This window comes from Nonomuraea indica, from assembly GCF_002850745.1.
Taxonomy (GTDB): domain Bacteria; phylum Actinomycetota; class Actinomycetes; order Streptosporangiales; family Streptosporangiaceae; genus Nonomuraea; species Nonomuraea indica.
The window spans coordinates 170,419-184,662 of the sequence record NZ_KZ559479.1 but is presented as its reverse complement, the minus strand read 5'-3'; the positions used below and the strand labels follow the sequence as shown (position 1 = coordinate 184,662).

11 protein-coding genes are annotated in these 14,244 nt (G+C 74.7%); 3 read left to right on the top strand and 8 right to left on the bottom strand.

Going from position 1 to position 14,244, the window contains the following annotated elements:
• Positions 1 to 60: 60 nt before the first annotated feature.
• Both CXR44_RS29945 and CXR44_RS29940 read right to left on the bottom strand, forming a co-directional pair.
• Complete coding sequence (locus CXR44_RS29945) at positions 61 to 1,761, bottom strand: AMP-binding protein (protein WP_101789479.1); 1,701 nt, start codon at positions 1,759 to 1,761, stop codon at positions 61 to 63.
• 180 nt (positions 1,762 to 1,941) lie between these two features.
• Complete coding sequence (locus CXR44_RS29940; RefSeq protein WP_101789478.1) at positions 1,942 to 3,672, bottom strand: S8 family serine peptidase; 1,731 nt, start codon at positions 3,670 to 3,672, stop codon at positions 1,942 to 1,944.
• A gap of 181 nt (positions 3,673 to 3,853) precedes the next feature.
• On the opposite strand from CXR44_RS29940, the gene CXR44_RS29935 reads away from it, so the two are divergent.
• Entirely contained in the window at positions 3,854 to 4,975 is a 1,122-nt protein-coding gene (locus CXR44_RS29935) for a diaminopropionate ammonia-lyase (RefSeq protein WP_219602031.1), read from the top strand.
• 33 nt (positions 4,976 to 5,008) lie between these two features.
• Here the strand turns inward: CXR44_RS29935 and CXR44_RS29930 are convergent, their stop codons facing one another.
• Positions 5,009 to 5,608, bottom strand: coding sequence for a helix-turn-helix domain-containing protein (locus CXR44_RS29930; protein WP_101789477.1), 600 nt, complete (start codon positions 5,606 to 5,608; stop codon positions 5,009 to 5,011).
• Positions 5,609 to 5,700: 92 nt separating this feature from the next.
• Between CXR44_RS29930 and CXR44_RS29925 the strand changes: the two genes are divergently transcribed.
• Together CXR44_RS29925 and CXR44_RS29920 are read left to right on the top strand one after the other, a co-directional pair.
• A complete protein-coding gene (locus tag CXR44_RS29925; RefSeq protein ID WP_101789517.1) occupies positions 5,701 to 6,840 on the top strand; it encodes an NAD(P)/FAD-dependent oxidoreductase in 1,140 nt (379 codons plus the stop codon).
• The gene (locus tag CXR44_RS29920) at positions 6,837 to 8,081 is read left to right on the top strand and encodes an MFS transporter (protein ID WP_101789476.1); all 1,245 of its coding nucleotides are present in this window, start codon (positions 6,837 to 6,839) and stop codon (positions 8,079 to 8,081) included. Before CXR44_RS29925 ends, CXR44_RS29920 begins: the two co-directional genes overlap by 4 nt.
• A gap of 35 nt (positions 8,082 to 8,116) precedes the next feature.
• On the opposite strand, the gene CXR44_RS29915 is transcribed toward CXR44_RS29920, so the two are convergent.
• From CXR44_RS29915 to CXR44_RS29895, 5 genes are all read right to left on the bottom strand, one after another.
• Positions 8,117 to 8,608, bottom strand: a complete 492-nt coding sequence (locus tag CXR44_RS29915) for a S26 family signal peptidase (protein ID WP_219602030.1) — start codon at positions 8,606 to 8,608, stop codon at positions 8,117 to 8,119.
• Complete coding sequence (locus tag CXR44_RS29910; RefSeq protein WP_101789475.1) at positions 8,605 to 10,458, bottom strand: ABC transporter ATP-binding protein; 1,854 nt, start codon at positions 10,456 to 10,458, stop codon at positions 8,605 to 8,607. The genes CXR44_RS29915 and CXR44_RS29910 overlap by 4 nt, the downstream gene beginning before the upstream one ends.
• Positions 10,455 to 11,018, bottom strand: a complete 564-nt coding sequence (locus CXR44_RS29905; RefSeq protein ID WP_180903771.1) for a TlpA family protein disulfide reductase — start codon at positions 11,016 to 11,018, stop codon at positions 10,455 to 10,457. The genes CXR44_RS29910 and CXR44_RS29905 overlap by 4 nt, the downstream gene beginning before the upstream one ends.
• 97 nt (positions 11,019 to 11,115) lie before the next feature.
• Positions 11,116 to 11,301: a hypothetical protein gene (locus CXR44_RS29900; protein WP_101789473.1), complete on the bottom strand. Its 186-nt coding sequence runs from the start codon at positions 11,299 to 11,301 to the stop codon at positions 11,116 to 11,118.
• Positions 11,302 to 11,439: 138 nt separating this feature from the next.
• Positions 11,440 to 14,169 carry an AfsR/SARP family transcriptional regulator gene (locus CXR44_RS29895; RefSeq protein WP_101789472.1) on the bottom strand — a complete coding sequence of 910 codons (2,730 nt, stop codon included), beginning with the start codon at positions 14,167 to 14,169 and terminating at the stop codon, positions 11,440 to 11,442.
• Positions 14,170 to 14,244: the final 75 nt, after the last annotated feature.

Below are 14,244 nucleotides of genomic sequence, written 5' to 3'. Positions count from 1 at the left end.
ATCTGGCCGGGTTTCTGAGATGTTGATCTTGCTATCGACCCGGGCCCTTTACGGTGTAGATCACGGCTGTTTGAGCTCGGGGAACTGGTCGTCGCGCCATTCCATGCCACCACCCGCCGCGGCGAGGTCGTGCTCCCGGGCGCGCAGCTCGACCCGGCGGATCTTCCCCGAGATCGTCTTCGGCAGCTCGGCGAACTCGACGCGCCGGACCCGCTGGTACGGCGCCAGGTGCTCGCGCGCGTACCGCAGGATCGACAGCGCCGTCTCCTCGCTCGGCTCGTACCCCGGGGCGAGGCCGATGTACGCCTTGGGCACCGCCAGCCGCACCGGATCGGGGGCGGGGACGACGGCGGCCTCGGCCACCGCCGGATGCTCGATGAGGACCGACTCCAGCTCGAACGGGCTGATCTTGTAGTCGCTGGCCTTGAAGACGTCGTCGGTACGGCCGATGTAGGTGATGTACCCGTCGGCGTCCACGGCCGCGACGTCGCCCGTGTGGTAGTAGCCGCCGGCCATGGCCTCGGCGTTGCGCTCCTCGTCGCCCCGGTACCCGGTCATCAGCGGCAGCGGCTCACGCGACAGGTCGAGGCAGATCTCCCCCTCCCCCACCCCGGCGACCGCCCGGCCGGTGACCGGATCGACCAGGACGACCGGGACACCCGGGAGAGGACGGCCCATCGATCCCGGCCGCACCGGCGCACCGGGCGTGTTGCCCACCTGCGCGGTGGTCTCGGTCTGCCCGAAACCGTCCCGGATCGTCAGCCCCCAGGCTCGGCGGACCCGCTCGATCACCTCGGGGTTGAGCGGCTCGCCGGCGGCCACGACCTCGCGCAGGGCGGCGGGACGCTCGCCGAGCTCGGCGTTGATCAGCATCCGCCACACCGTCGGCGGGGCGCAGAACGACGTGACCCCCCGCTCACGCAGCTGCCCCAGCAGCGCGGCGGCGTCGAAACGGCGGTAGTTGTGGACGAAGACGGTGGCCTCGGCGATCCACGGGGCGAAGAAGCACGACCAGGCGTGCTTGGCCCAGCCGGGCGAGGAGATGTTCAGGTGCACGTCGCCCGGCCGCAGCCCCAGGAAGTACATCGTGGTCAGGTGGCCCACCGGATAGGAGACCTGGGTGTGCTCGACCAGCTTCGGCCGCGAGGTGGTGCCGGACGTGAAGTACAGCAGCAGGGGATCGCCCGGCGCCGTACCCGGGTGCTCCACCGGCACGTGCTCCAGCTCGGCGGCGCCCCGCAGGTCGGCCCACCCGTCGGCCGCGCCCACGCTGATGCGGGTGTAGTCCCCCGGGACGCCGTCGAACTTCCCCGCGTCCGCGGCGTTGCAGATCACGTGCCGGGCTCCCCCGCGCCCCACCCGGTCGGCGAGGTCGGCCGGGCCGGCCGCCGTCGTGGTCGGCATGATCACCGCCCCGAGCTTCATCACCGCGAGCATGGCCTCCCACAGCTCGACCTGGTTGCCGAGCATGAGGATCACCGGATCGCCCCTGCGCACCCCGCGCGCCGCCAGCCACGCCGCCAGCCGGTCCGACGCCCGCGACATCTCCGCGAAGCTGCGCCGTACCGCCGACCCGTCCTCCTCCACCAGCAGCAGCGCCGGACGGTCGTTGCCGCGCGCGATCGCGTCGAACCAGTCCACCGCCCAGTTGAACCGCTCCCCCAGCTCCGGCCAGCGGAACTCGGCCACCGCCCGGGCATGCTCGCCGCGCAGCGCGAGCAACTGGTCCCGGACGGCCCGGTAGGCGTCGGTGGCATGCATCACACACTTCCTTCCGTCGGCGGCGGCCGGACGGGCGGCCATGGCGCCCACGGCCCCGCTGCAACAGGCGGTCCGGGTGGATGTCTACCCCGTGACGTGGATGACGCGACCTCCACCTACCGCCCCGCCTCCCGCGGCTCGCACAGCGGGCCGCGGGAGGCGGGGACGGTCAGGGGAGGATCAGCGGACGGCGCGCAGGGCGTCGACGATTCCGGAGCCGTAGAAGCCGTTGCGGAGCGGGCCGCCCTCGCAGACGTGCGTGTCGGTCGCGGTGGTTCCGTTGGGCAGGTGCCTGGTGTAGGTGAAGGCGCGCGGGTCGGGGCAGGAGGTCCTGGTGGCGCTCGCCTTGAGCGCCGCCTCCACGATGCCCGGGGCGAGCGTCTTGCCGCCATGCCGCCGGTCGGGATGCCCGAACCTGCTGACGATCAGCGCGGCCACGCCGGCGGCACGCGGGGAGGCCATCGAGGTCCCCTGCAGGTACTGGTAGTAGCCGCAGACGGAGCCATCGCAGTCGCGGACCACGTAGCCGACGTTGGGGGTGCCGTCGGGGTTCAGCTCGCCGCGCGCCCTGGCCAACGACTCGGGGTAGGCGGACAGGGTCCCCTTCGTCACGTCGCGGGTGTTGTCCGGGGTGTCGTAGACGTCACCACCCGGCGCCGAGATGTCCACGTATCCGTTGCCGTAGCTGGAGAAGTACGACTTGCGCTTGCTGATGCCCACGGACGAGACGCTGACCACGTGCCTGCCCTCGCCCGGCATGGACACGCAGCTCGGCGGGATCGTCCGCTCGCGCGGGGCCTCGCCGGGGACGCTGGCGAAGTTCGGGCTGCCGGTGTCGGTGTAGTCCTTGGTGTAGTCGGCCGCCTGGTTGCCGGCGGCGCCCACCAGGGTCACCCCGCGCCGGTGCGCGTAGTCGAGGGCACGCTGCGCTGCCTTGATGATCGTGGCCTGCTCGGCCCGGTCGGCGGCGGAGTCGGCCGGGTTGTCCGTGCAGTTGAACAGCCACGGGTCGATGTAGTAGCTCATGTTCACCACGTCGATGCCGTGGTCACCGGCGTAGGTCAGCGCGTCCACGCTGGGCTGGAGGAAGAAGTAGCCCGAGTCCTGGCCGACGCGCAGGTTCACGATCGAGACCTTGGGTGCGACGCCGGCAATGCCGAGCCGGTTGATCGGTGAGGCGATCGACGAGGCCACGTGCGTGCCGTGGTCGTTCTCGTCCACGTCGGCGGGGTCCTCGCACGAGCGGTCGGGCTCGGCCTCGCACGGGCCGTCCACGTCCGCGCCGTTCGCGTCGACGGGGATGTCGACGGTGAAGTTGCGGCTCAGGGCGGCGTTGAAGTTCGGCGCGATGTCGGGGTGCGAGCCGTCCACGCCGGTGTCGAGGACGCCGACGAGGACGTCCTTGCCGCCCTGCTGGTAGCGGTGGGCCCCGTCCGCGGTGGCGCGGATCTGCTTCATGTCCCACTGCAGCTCGGCCAGCGGCTCGGCGCCCGGGCCCGGGTTGCCGCGGCCGGTGCTCGCCGGGGCGCCGTGGCCGGCCCTCTCGACGGCCTTCTCGGCGGCCTTGGCCTCGACGGCCTTGCGGACGCCGGCGGAGGCGCGGGCCTGGTCGGGCACGCTGCCGATGGGACGGTTGTGCACCACTCCCTCGATCGCGGAGCTGCTCCGGGCCGCGGCGGCGAACCCGGCGTTCGTGGTGGTGACCGTGGCGACGCCGACGGCGGTGTTCTCCTTGACGATCTTCCCGCCCGCGGCCTCGACGGCCTGCCGGGCACCACTGGCGCCCTCCTTGTAGAGGACGACGTACTCTGCCTGGCTTTCCGTGACCTGATCCGGCTGCCGGGCCTGGGCGGGGGCGACCAGAACGGCGGCGGCCAAGGCGCTGACGGCGACGACGGCGACGCGTTTCACGCATACCTCCGTGTGATGACAGATTCGCCGTCACTGTGAAGGGGAAAACGCCTTCGGCCTAGAGCCTCGATGATTTGTGGCCAAGGCGTGATCCAGTCCGGGCGCTTACCGGTGCGGGATCAGCCGCTCCGGCTCGGGTGGAGACTTGACCTGAGGAGCACCGTGAGACAAGGAGAGACCGTTGACCACGTCGCCGTCCACGTCGCCGTCCACGCCGTCGTGGCTCGCGCGGCCTGCCGCCCGGGCCTGGCGGTGCGCGCCCGCGCCCGCCGGGGTGCGTGACTTCCACGCCACGCTGACCGGCTACGCGCCCACGCCGCTGATCGAGCTGCCCGCGCTCGCCGTCGAGCTGGGCGTCGGCCGGGTGTTCGTCAAGGACGAGTCGTCCCGGCTGGGGCTGCCCGCGTTCAAGGCGCTGGGGGCGTCGTGGGCGGTGCACCGCGTCCTCGCCGAGCGCGCGACGGACGCGGACGCACCGGCCGGCCCGCTCACCCTGGTGACGGCCACCGACGGCAACCACGGGCGCGCCGTGGCCCGCATGGCCCGGCTGATGGGCCAGCGGGCGCACGTCTTCGTGCCGCGCGGCGTGCATCCGCGGGCCGTGGCCGCCATCGCGGAGGAGGGGGCCGAGGTGACCCGCGTCGCGGGACCGTACGACGACGCCGTGCGCCGCGCGGCCGAGGCGGCCACCGCCCCCGACGCGGTCCTCGTGCAGGACACCGCCTGGCCGGGCTACGAGAAGATCCCGGGCTGGATCGTCGAGGGCTACTCGACCCTGCTCGCCGAGATCGACGACCAGCTCGCCGCCGCCGGGGCGGCCGGGCCCGACCTCGTCGCGGTGCCCGTGGGCGTCGGCTCGCTCGCCCAGGCCGTGGTCACCCACTACCGCGGCCGCCCGGCCGGGGCAGGCCCGGCGCTGCTGTCGGTCGAGCCGCACGCCGCGCCGTGCGTCCTGCTCAGCCTGACACGCGGGGAGCCGGTCACCATCGCCACCGGCGAGACGACCATGGCCGGCCTGAACTGCGGCACCCCGTCCGCGCTCGCCTGGCCGTACCTGCGGGACGGCCTGGACGCCGCCGTGTCCGTCGCCGACGCCGACAGCGCCTGCGCCGCCGGCGACCTCAGCGCGCTCGGCGTCTCCTCCGGTCCCTGCGGCGCCGCCTCGCTCGCCGGCGTGCGGGTGGCGCTGCGCGGAGACGGCGCGGACGAGCGCCGGGCGAGCCTCGGTCTCATACCGGCTGCCGTGGTGGTGTTGCTGAACACGGAGGGCACGGCGGCGAACCCCAGCGCCTTTACAATGTAGATTTCTTCGTCCGGACGGCCACGACCGGGCCGGTCACGAAGCCCGCTCCTCCCGGGAGCTTGGCCGGGCGCGGACGTGCACGCGCTCGCCCTGGCGGCCGAAGAGGTTGAGCACCTCGACAGGCGTCTCGCCCGTGGGGCCGAACCAGTGCGGCAGGCGGGTGTCGAACTCGGCGGCCTCGCCCGGCCCCATGACCAGGTCGTGGCCGGCCACGATGAGCCGCAGCCGCCCCGACAGGACGTACAGCCACTCGTAGCCCTCGTGCGTGCACGGTTCGGGCCGGTTCTGCTCCGCCGGGATGATCGATTTCCAGGCCTGCAGCGGCCCCGGCTGGGTGGTCAACGGGATCACCGTCCGGCCGTTGCGGAGCCGGGGCGAGCAGCGGACCCGGGGGTCGCCCACCTCGGGCGCCCCGACCAGCTCGTCCAGCGGCACCTGGTGCGCCTGCGCGAGGGGCAGCAGGAGCTCCAGGCTCGGGCGACGCTGGCCCGACTCCAGCCTCGACAGCGTGCTCTTGGAGATGCCGGTGGCTTCGGCCAGCGCCGACAGGGTGATGCCGCGACGGGTGCGGATGCGCTTCAGGCGGGAGCCGACCTGAGCCAGTGTGGCGGCGATCGGGGATGGTTCGTCCATGGCCCCATTCCACCTCGCCTGTCCCAGAAATGGCAACAGAAGTTGTCGTCTCGCCAACGGGGAAAGCACCATCGGGCCCGGAGGTGATCGTCATGATCGACACGACGGACGACAACGAGATCCACGATGTGGTGGTGGTCGGCGCGGGGGCGGCCGGCCTGAACGCCGCCCTGGTCCTGGGACGCGCCCGCCGCCGGGTGGCGGTGATCGACGCGGGCGAGCCGCGTAACGCGCCCGCCGCGCACATGCACGGCTTCCTGTCCCGTGACGGGCTGCCCCCCGCGACCCTGCTCGAGCTCGGCCGCGCCGAGGTGGCGCGGTACGGTGTCCGGCTCGTCCGGGACCGCGTGGAGCGGATCGATCCCCGGCCCCGGCCGGAGGACGGCGCGGAAGGGGCTCTGGACGACGGCCTCGGGAGCGGCCGCACGGCCGAGGCCGGGCCGGGCTACCATGTCCGGCTGACGGGCGGGTCCGTGCTCAGGGCGCGCCGGGTCCTGGTCGCGACCGGACTGCGCGACGAGCTCCCCGGCATCCCCGGCGTGCGCGAACGGTGGGGCAGGGACGTGCTGCACTGCCCCTACTGTCACGCCTACGAGGTGCGCGACCAGCCCCTCGCCGTCCTCGGCACCCATCCGGGGGCGGTGCACCAGGCGCTGCTGCTGCGCCAGTGGAGCGACGACGTCGTCTTCTTCCCGCACGCCCTGGACCTGACGGCGGACGACAGGGAACGGCTGGCCGCGCGCGGCCTGAGCGTCGTGGAGGGGCAGGTCGAGCGGCTCGTCGTCGACGGCGACCGGCTGCGCGGCGTCGGGCTCGCCGACGGCCGCGTGGTCCCCCGCGACGCGGCCTTCCTCTTCCCCCGCATGGTGCCGCACGACGAGCTGCTGGCCGGGCTGGGCTGCGCCCGGGACGACAACGGCTGGGTCACCACCGACCGGGCCGGCCGTACCAGCGTCTCCGGGGTCTGGGCCGCCGGCAACGTCGTCGACCCGCGCGCCCAGGTCGTCGCCGCCGCCGGCATGGGGTCGGCCGCGGCGTTCGCCATCAACACGGACCTGCTGGAGGAGGACGTCGAGCGCGCCGTCGGGCGGCACCGCGCCACAGCCGCGGTCACCGCCACAGCCACGCTCACCGCCGCGGCCACGGTCACCGGCACGGCCGACGCCACCGGCGCGGCCGAGGTCACCGGCGCGGCCGGTGGCTCGGTCCGTGACGGGGGTGACGGCCGATGAGCGCCGGGAACGCACAGCGGGCGCGGACCGCCGGAGGGCGGCTGCCGTTCGGCGTCCACCTGCTCGCGTTCTGCCTGTTCGCGATGGGCAGCGCGGAGTTCCTGCTCGCCGGCGTCCTCCCCGCGGTGGCGGACGACCTCCGGATCACGCTGTCCTCGGCCGGCGCGCTGATCTCGGCGTTCGCCGCCGGCGTCGTCCTGGGCGGGCCTCCCCTGGCCGTCCTGACCCTGCACTGGCCGCGACGGGCCACGCTCGTGACCACTCAGGCCGTCTTCGCCGCCTCGGTGGCGGCCGGGCTGCTCACCGACAGCTACGCGCTGCTCCTGGCCACCCGTTTCGTCAGCGGGCTCGCCTACGCGGGGTTCTGGGCGGTCGCGGCGGTCACCGCGATCAGCCTGGTCACGCCCGACCGCACGGCGCGCGCCTCGGGAGTGGTCGTCAGCGGGCTCAGCCTCGCGATGATCGCCGGTGGGCCGGCGGGCGCGCTGCTCAGCCACTTCACGGGATGGCGGGGCGGGTTCTGGGGCGTGGTCGCCCTCACCCTGGCAGGCGCGGCCCTGACCCTCCTCGTGCTGCCAGCCACCGGCTCCGGCGGGGAGGCGCGGGTGGCGAGCGAGCTTCGCACCATGAGGCGGCCGCAGCTGTGGGTCGTCTACGCCGTCGTCATCCTGACCACCGCCGCCTACATGATCTCGTTCAACTACCTCGCGGCCTTCCTGACCGGTGTCACCGGCGTCCCCGCCGTCTGGGTGCCGCCCATCCTCACGCTGTTCGGCGTCGGCGCCTTCGCCGGCCTGTCCGCCGGAGGCAGGATCGCCGACAGGCTGCCGTTCCACGCGCTCCTGATCGGGGCGATCGGGATCCTGGCCGGTTCGGTCCTGCTCGCGCTCCTCGCCCCGTACGCGCTCGCCGTGGTCCCGCTCGTGGCGCTGCTCGGAGTCGCCGGTTTCGTGCTGAACCCCGCCCTCTACGGGCGCGTGTTCAGCATCGCGGCGGAGGCGCCGACGCTCGCGGGAGCCACCACGGTCTCCGCTTTCCAGTTCGGCATCAGCCTGGTGCCGGCGCTGGCCGGGCTCGCCCTCGACGCCGGGGCGGGCGTCACCTCGGTCGTCTGGATCGGCGCCGGCCTGGCGGCGGCCGCCGTGCCGGCCATCCTGCTCGACCGGGCGCTCGCGTCCCGCCGGAGCCCGGTGCCCGGCACCGGCCGGAGCGTCACCGCGGCCGGTGAGCACGCGGCCTGAGCCGTCACGGATGGGTGGCCGCTCCCGGACCGCCGTCACCGCCCTCCCGGCCCGGACGGCCGGCGGCCCTCCACCTTGCGCCGGACCACGCCGAGCAAGCGGTCCGTCGTCGCGTACCCGGAGTGCCGGGAGTCGTGGGAACGGTCCGGGTTGTCCCCCAGCACGACCAGGCGGCCGGCGGGGACGTGTGTCCCCGGCTCATCCCGGAGGGCGGGCACGGTGTCCCGCGGGATCGGGTCACCCGGTGCGGCCGCCACCCGCTTGACGATCCAGCTCGGGGTCCCGTGACCGCCCGGCGGCGGGTGACCGGCCTCGGCCAGCACCACGACCTGCCCGGCACGCGGCGCACGGGCCGCTGTCCGGCGGACGACCAGGCGCTCGCCGGGCCGGTACGTCGGCAGCATGCTCTCCCCGTGCACGGTCACCACCACGTACCGCCGGCGGAGCCGGACGACGGCGAGCACGCCCGCGACGCCCGCCAGCACCCCGACCGCGCCGATCATCACGCCGGTCACCGTGCCGGTCATCGCGACGCCTCAGCCGGGCGGGGCTCGTCGCGGTAGCCGTCGGCCTGCCGGGCGAACAGCCGCGCGTACGTGCCGCCCTCCGCCAGCAGCGTGGCGTGCGTGCCCTGTTCGGCGACGACGCCGCCGGCCAGGACCACGATCCGGTCGGCGGCGCGCACGGCGCCGAGGCGATGCGAGACCACGACGCTGGTACGCCCGGCCCGCAGCGTCGAGAGCCGGCCGTGCACCTCGTACTCGGCCTCCGGATCCAGGCCGGAGCTGGGCTCGTCCAGGATCATCAGGTCCCGGTCGCTGCGCAGGAACGCCCTCGCGAGCGCCACCCGCTGCCACTGCCCGCCCGAGAGCAGCACCCCGTCCGTCTCCTCGCCTTCCTGGTCCGCGGCGAACTCGCGGCTCAGGAGCGTGCGGTAGCCGCGCGGCAGGGCCGCGAGGGTGTCGTGGACGCCGGCGTCCCGGGCCGCGCGCTCGACCCGCGCCCGGTCCCGGGCAGCGGCGAGGTCGCCCACGGCGATGTTCTCGGCCGCCGTCAGTTCGTAGGCCACGAAGTCCTGGAAGACCGCGCCCACCCGGGCGCGCAGCGCCTCCGGCGCGACGTCGCGGATGTCCACGCCGTCCCACAGGATGGACCCTCGTGTCGGGTCGTAGAACCGGCACAGCAGCTTCACCAGCGTGCTCTTGCCGCCGCCGTTGTGGCCGACGAGAGCGACCGTGCGGCCGTGCGGGATGAACAGGTCGACGCCGCGCAGGACCCACGGGTGATCGTCGCTGTACCGGAACCACACGTCGCGCAGTTCGACGCCGCGGCGCAGCCGCGGGAGCGGCCTGGGGTGTCGCGGTGCCGGCAGGCCGGGGCCGGAGGTCACGATCGTGACGTGGTGGTGGAAGGTCAGCAGCTGCTCGTGGGCCATCACGCCGGCCGACACCATGACGTTCAGCGCCGACTGGACGCCGGCGACGGCCGCCACGAACATCGACACGTCGCCCACGCCGAGCTGCCCGCGGCCCGCCGCGAGGATCGCCCAGACCAGCCCCGCCCCGGCCACGCCCACCGACGCGCCCGACAGGCTCGTCTGGACGAGGAACTCCCGCCGGTCCATCCGGCGGCGCTCGGCGTTGGCCGCCCGCAGCTCGGTCAGCATGCGAAGGCGCAGGAAGGCGCCGAGGTCGAACAGGCGGATCTCCTTGGCGGCGTCCGCGGTCGACATCAGCTGCGCGTAGAACAGCTCCCGGCGCTCGGCCGGCCCGATCCGCCACAGCATCGCGACCCGCTGCCGCGACAGCCGCAGCTCGACGAGCAGGGCCGGCACGGCCGACACGAGCACCAGGACGGTGAACACCGGGCTGATCACCACCAGCGAGCCGAGGAACCCGGCGACGGTCACCGCGCTGCGCACGGCGGAGGTCGCGGTGTCCACCAGCCTGCCCGGGTTGGCCGCGCTCTGCTGTGCCAGGCGCATCCGGTCGAGAAAGGCGGGGCTCTCGAACGGCGCCAGTCCCGTGAAGCGGGTCACCGCCGCGAACAGCTCGTCCTTGGCGTGCACCGCCGCCCGCCGGTCGACCTCCGCGCGCAGGTACTGCGCGGCCTGCGCCGCCGCGGCGGCGGCCGTCGTCACCACGGCGATCGTCACCGCGAGGCCCAGCAACGCGCTGGTCCGGTGCTGCGCCAGGCCGTCCAGCACGGCCTTCGTCAGCCAGGCCACGGCCACCGGGACGGCGGCGCCCACCAGGGTGACCGCCGCGTATCCGAGGACGTGGAGCGGCGCCGACCGCCACACCGTTCCGGCGGCCCTCGCCGCGCAGCCCGCCAGCACCCGGGGCGTCGGCGTCGCCCCCTGCCGGCGGCCGCTCACGCCGGGGACCCGGCCGGCAGCCGGGAGACGCGGGGCGCCGTCGCGAGCAGCCTGCCGCCCGCGCCCACCTGGAGGAACGTCGGGAACGCCTGCACCTTGAACGCCTCGGCGACCTGCGCGGACGCGTCGTCCACGACCACCCGGGCGACCGGTGACAGCGCCGTGACCAGCTGCGCCGGATCGCCCGACCGGCCGTCCACCACCGCCAGCACCCGCGAGCGGTCCCGGTCCGCCGCCCACGAGACCAGCTCCGGCAACTGCTCGTGGCAGCCCGGGCAGTCAGGCGACAGGAACGCCACGACCGCGCCCTCGGGCAGGAGGTCCCGCGACACGCGGTCGCCGTCCACGGTCGTCGCGTCGAAATCCCCGGCGGCCTCACCGACGGCCAGACCGGCGGCCGCACCGTGGCCCGCTCCGGCCAACCCGGCGCCGACGGCCTCGTACAGCGCGTCGATCAGCTTGGTGTGCTCCCGGAGCCGCCGGACCACCGCGAGGGTCAACAGCAGGAGCACCAGGCACAGGACGCCGATCAGGGCCACGAGGGCGATCAGGAAGGACACAGGACACCTCTGTCGGAAGCTCATGAGTGTGTGCCCGGCCGCGGCGGGCCGCCGCCGGGCACCGGTCATCGTGGCGGGCGCGTGGCCCTGCCGGTGGTCAGGAGCAGTAGACGTTGCTCTTGCAGCCGCCGCACGACACGCGGCCGTCGGGGTAGTAGCAGCAGTACTTCGCGGTGAACGCCGGGAACTTGCAGCACTGGTAGCCGCAGTCGGCGGCCCGTGCCACGGTGTGCGGGGCGATCATCTCGAGCACCCGGTCGGCCAGTCTGGAAACGATGCGCATCGAACCTCCCTGTCGGCGGTACCGGCGGGCCCTCGCCCGCCCGGCGCGGCGGGATACGGCCGGCCCACGCCGCCGTCCCACCGCTCGGAGCAGCCTGCATCCGGGGGTTGAGCGATTTCTCAACGAATTCTGAACGGCCTATCGCCGCTGCTCGCAGGCCGCGATGCGGTCGCGTACCCGGTCGGCCCGCGCGTCGCCGAGGACGTCGTAGCCCTCCGCCGCCCGTTTCCAGGCGTCCAGCGCGGCCGCGGTGTCACCCGCCCGCAGGTGCGTCTCGCCCAGCCGGACCAGCGTCTCGGCGGCCGGGTACAGGTCGTCGCAGCCGCGCAGCAGCTCGACCGCCCTCTCGTAGCACGCCACCGCCTGCGCTAGGTCGCCCTTGGCCTCCAGCACGTGGGCGATGCTGTCCCAGGCGTGCCCCTCGCCCTGGGCGTACCCGAGCTCGGCGAGGATGCGTTGTGCCCTGCGGCAGTCGGCCAGCGCCTGGTCGTACTCGCCGATCCGGGCACGCAGCCAGCCCGTGTTGTTCAACGCCCGCGCCTCGCCGACGGCGTCGCCGGCCTGCCGGAACAGCTTCCGCGCGCGCAGCGTGTGGCCGAGTGCCTCGTCGGGGCGGACCCGGTGCAGCGAGACGGACAGACCCAGGTGCAGGTGCGCCAAGAGGCGCGGCTCGTCGAGGTCCCGGTGCAACGCGATCGCCCGCTGGAAGTGCTCGACCGCCTCCTCGTCACGGCCGAGCCTGTCGTGGGCGCGGGCGATGCAGTTGTGGCAGCGGGCCTGCGCCAGCCGGTCGCCGAGCCGGTCGGCCGCGGCCAGCGCCACCTCCTGCACGCGCAGGATCTGCTCCCACGGGCCGCGCCGCTGCATGAACTCCGAGAACGCCCACGCCAGCTGCCACGCGTGCCGGTCGAGCCCGGCCGCGGTCGCCTCGGCCAGCAGCGCGGGCAGCGCCGGCGACTCCTCGGCGTACCAGCGCAGTGCCTCGGCCTGCCCGGCGAACCGCTCCACCGCGGCGCCTCGCGCCCGCGCCCGCAGGGTCGGCTTCTCGCGGTGCGGGTAGCAGACCTCGCTCGCGGCGCAGGCCGAATGCAGGTAGTAGTCCAGCAGCCGCCGCGACGCCGCGCGCCGCGCGGCGCGGCTGTCGGCGGCGTGTCCCTGCTCGGCCGCGTACGCGCGCAGCAGGTCGTGCACATGCAGGCGGTCGTGCGCGCGGAGGTCGACCAGGTTGCCGCGATCGAGGTGCGCGGCGAGCTCCCGGGCGCGCTCCACCGGCAGGGCGGCCAGGCTCGCCGCCGCCGCGAGCGGCAGGTGCGGTCCTGGGTGCTGCCCGAGCCGCCGGAAGAGGCGGAGCGCGAGGTCGGGCAGGTCCCGGGAGGACCGCCCGAACACGCTGCGCAGGTCGGTCGCCGGGTCACCGCCGGCGAACGGTTGCAGGTCCGCGTCGCTGCGCGCGAGCTCCGCCGCGACCTCCGCCAGCGGCAGATCGGTGCGCCGCGCCAGCCGCGCCGCGACGATCGCCAGGGCCAGCGGCAGGCGGCCGCACCGGCGGATGATCAGCGCGGCGGCTTCGGGCTCCGCCGCGAGCCGGGCCTCCCCCAGCCGTGCCGCCAGGAGGCGGTGGGCGTCCTCGTCCGGCAGGACGTCCAGACCCACCAGGGAGGCGCCGGCGGTGACCGCGAGGCCGGACAGCTCGGACCGGCTGGTGATCAGGGTCAGGCACCCCGGCGCGGTGGCCAGCAGGGGCCGCACCTGGTCGGCGGCGCGGGCGTCGTCGAGGACGACGAGGACCCGGCGGTGCGCCAGCACGCTGCGGTAGAGCCCGATCCGGGCCTCGACGTCCGCCGGCACCCGGGATTCGGGGACGCCGAGCGCCCCGAGGAACCGGGGCAGGACCATGGCCGCGCCGGCCGGGTCCACCGTGCTGAGATCGGCGTACAGCTGCCCGTCCGGGAAGCGGTCGCGGTTCAGGTGAGCCCAGCGCAGCGCGAGTGACGACTTTCCCACCCCGGGCGGTCCCGAGATCGCGCAGACCGCCGCGGAGGCCGGCCGTTCGCCGGTCGCGCTCGCGGCCAGCCGTTCGAGCTCGGCCGCCCGGCCGACGAAGCCGCGAAGGCCGACCGGCAACTGGGCCGGGACCACGTGCGTGGTCGTGGGCGCCTCGCCGGACCGCAGCAGCGTCCGGTGGGCACGTCGCAGCGCCGTTCCCGGCTCGACCCCCAGTTCGTCGGCGAGCGTACGGCGTGCCCGCGCGAAGTGCGCCAGCGCCTCGGCGGTCCGCCCCGCCGCGTGCAGCGCATCGACCAGCGCGGCCGCCAGGAGTTCGTCCAGCGGGTGTTCGTCCGCCAGCGGCGACAGCGCCGTCACCACGGCCGCGGGGTCCCGGCCGGTCATCGTCCGTGCCCACCGCAGCACGGCGTCCTTGCGTTCGCCGGCCAGCCGGTGGCGGGCACGCTCGGCCCAGGCGCCGGGCAGGCCGGTCAGGGGTTCGCCGCGCCACAGGGCGAGAGCCTCGTCCAGCAGCGGAGCCGGATCGGGCGCCGCCGGCGCCCGGGAGACGAGGCTCCGGAACCGCGACACGTCCACCGCGGACCCGTCCACGTCGAGCAGGTAGCCTCCGGGCCGGTGGACGACGGCGCCCTCACCCGCCAGCACGTCGCGGCGGATGCGGGTGACGACCGTGTACAGGGTGCGCCGCGCCCCGGCCGGCACCTCCTCGCCCCAGACGCGGGCGAGGAGCGTCTCGACGGACACCACCCGGCCGGCCTCCCAGGCGAGCGCGGCGAGCGCGAGCGCGACCTGCGGCGGCTGGACGGGCCCGGTCCGGTCCGTACGCTCCACCTCGACAGGCCCCAGCAACCGAATCAGCACGGCGGTCCCCCCTGTGTGGATCTTCGAGCGTAACGAACCCCTACGGCCCGCGGCAGGGAGATCGTCCGCGAAGCC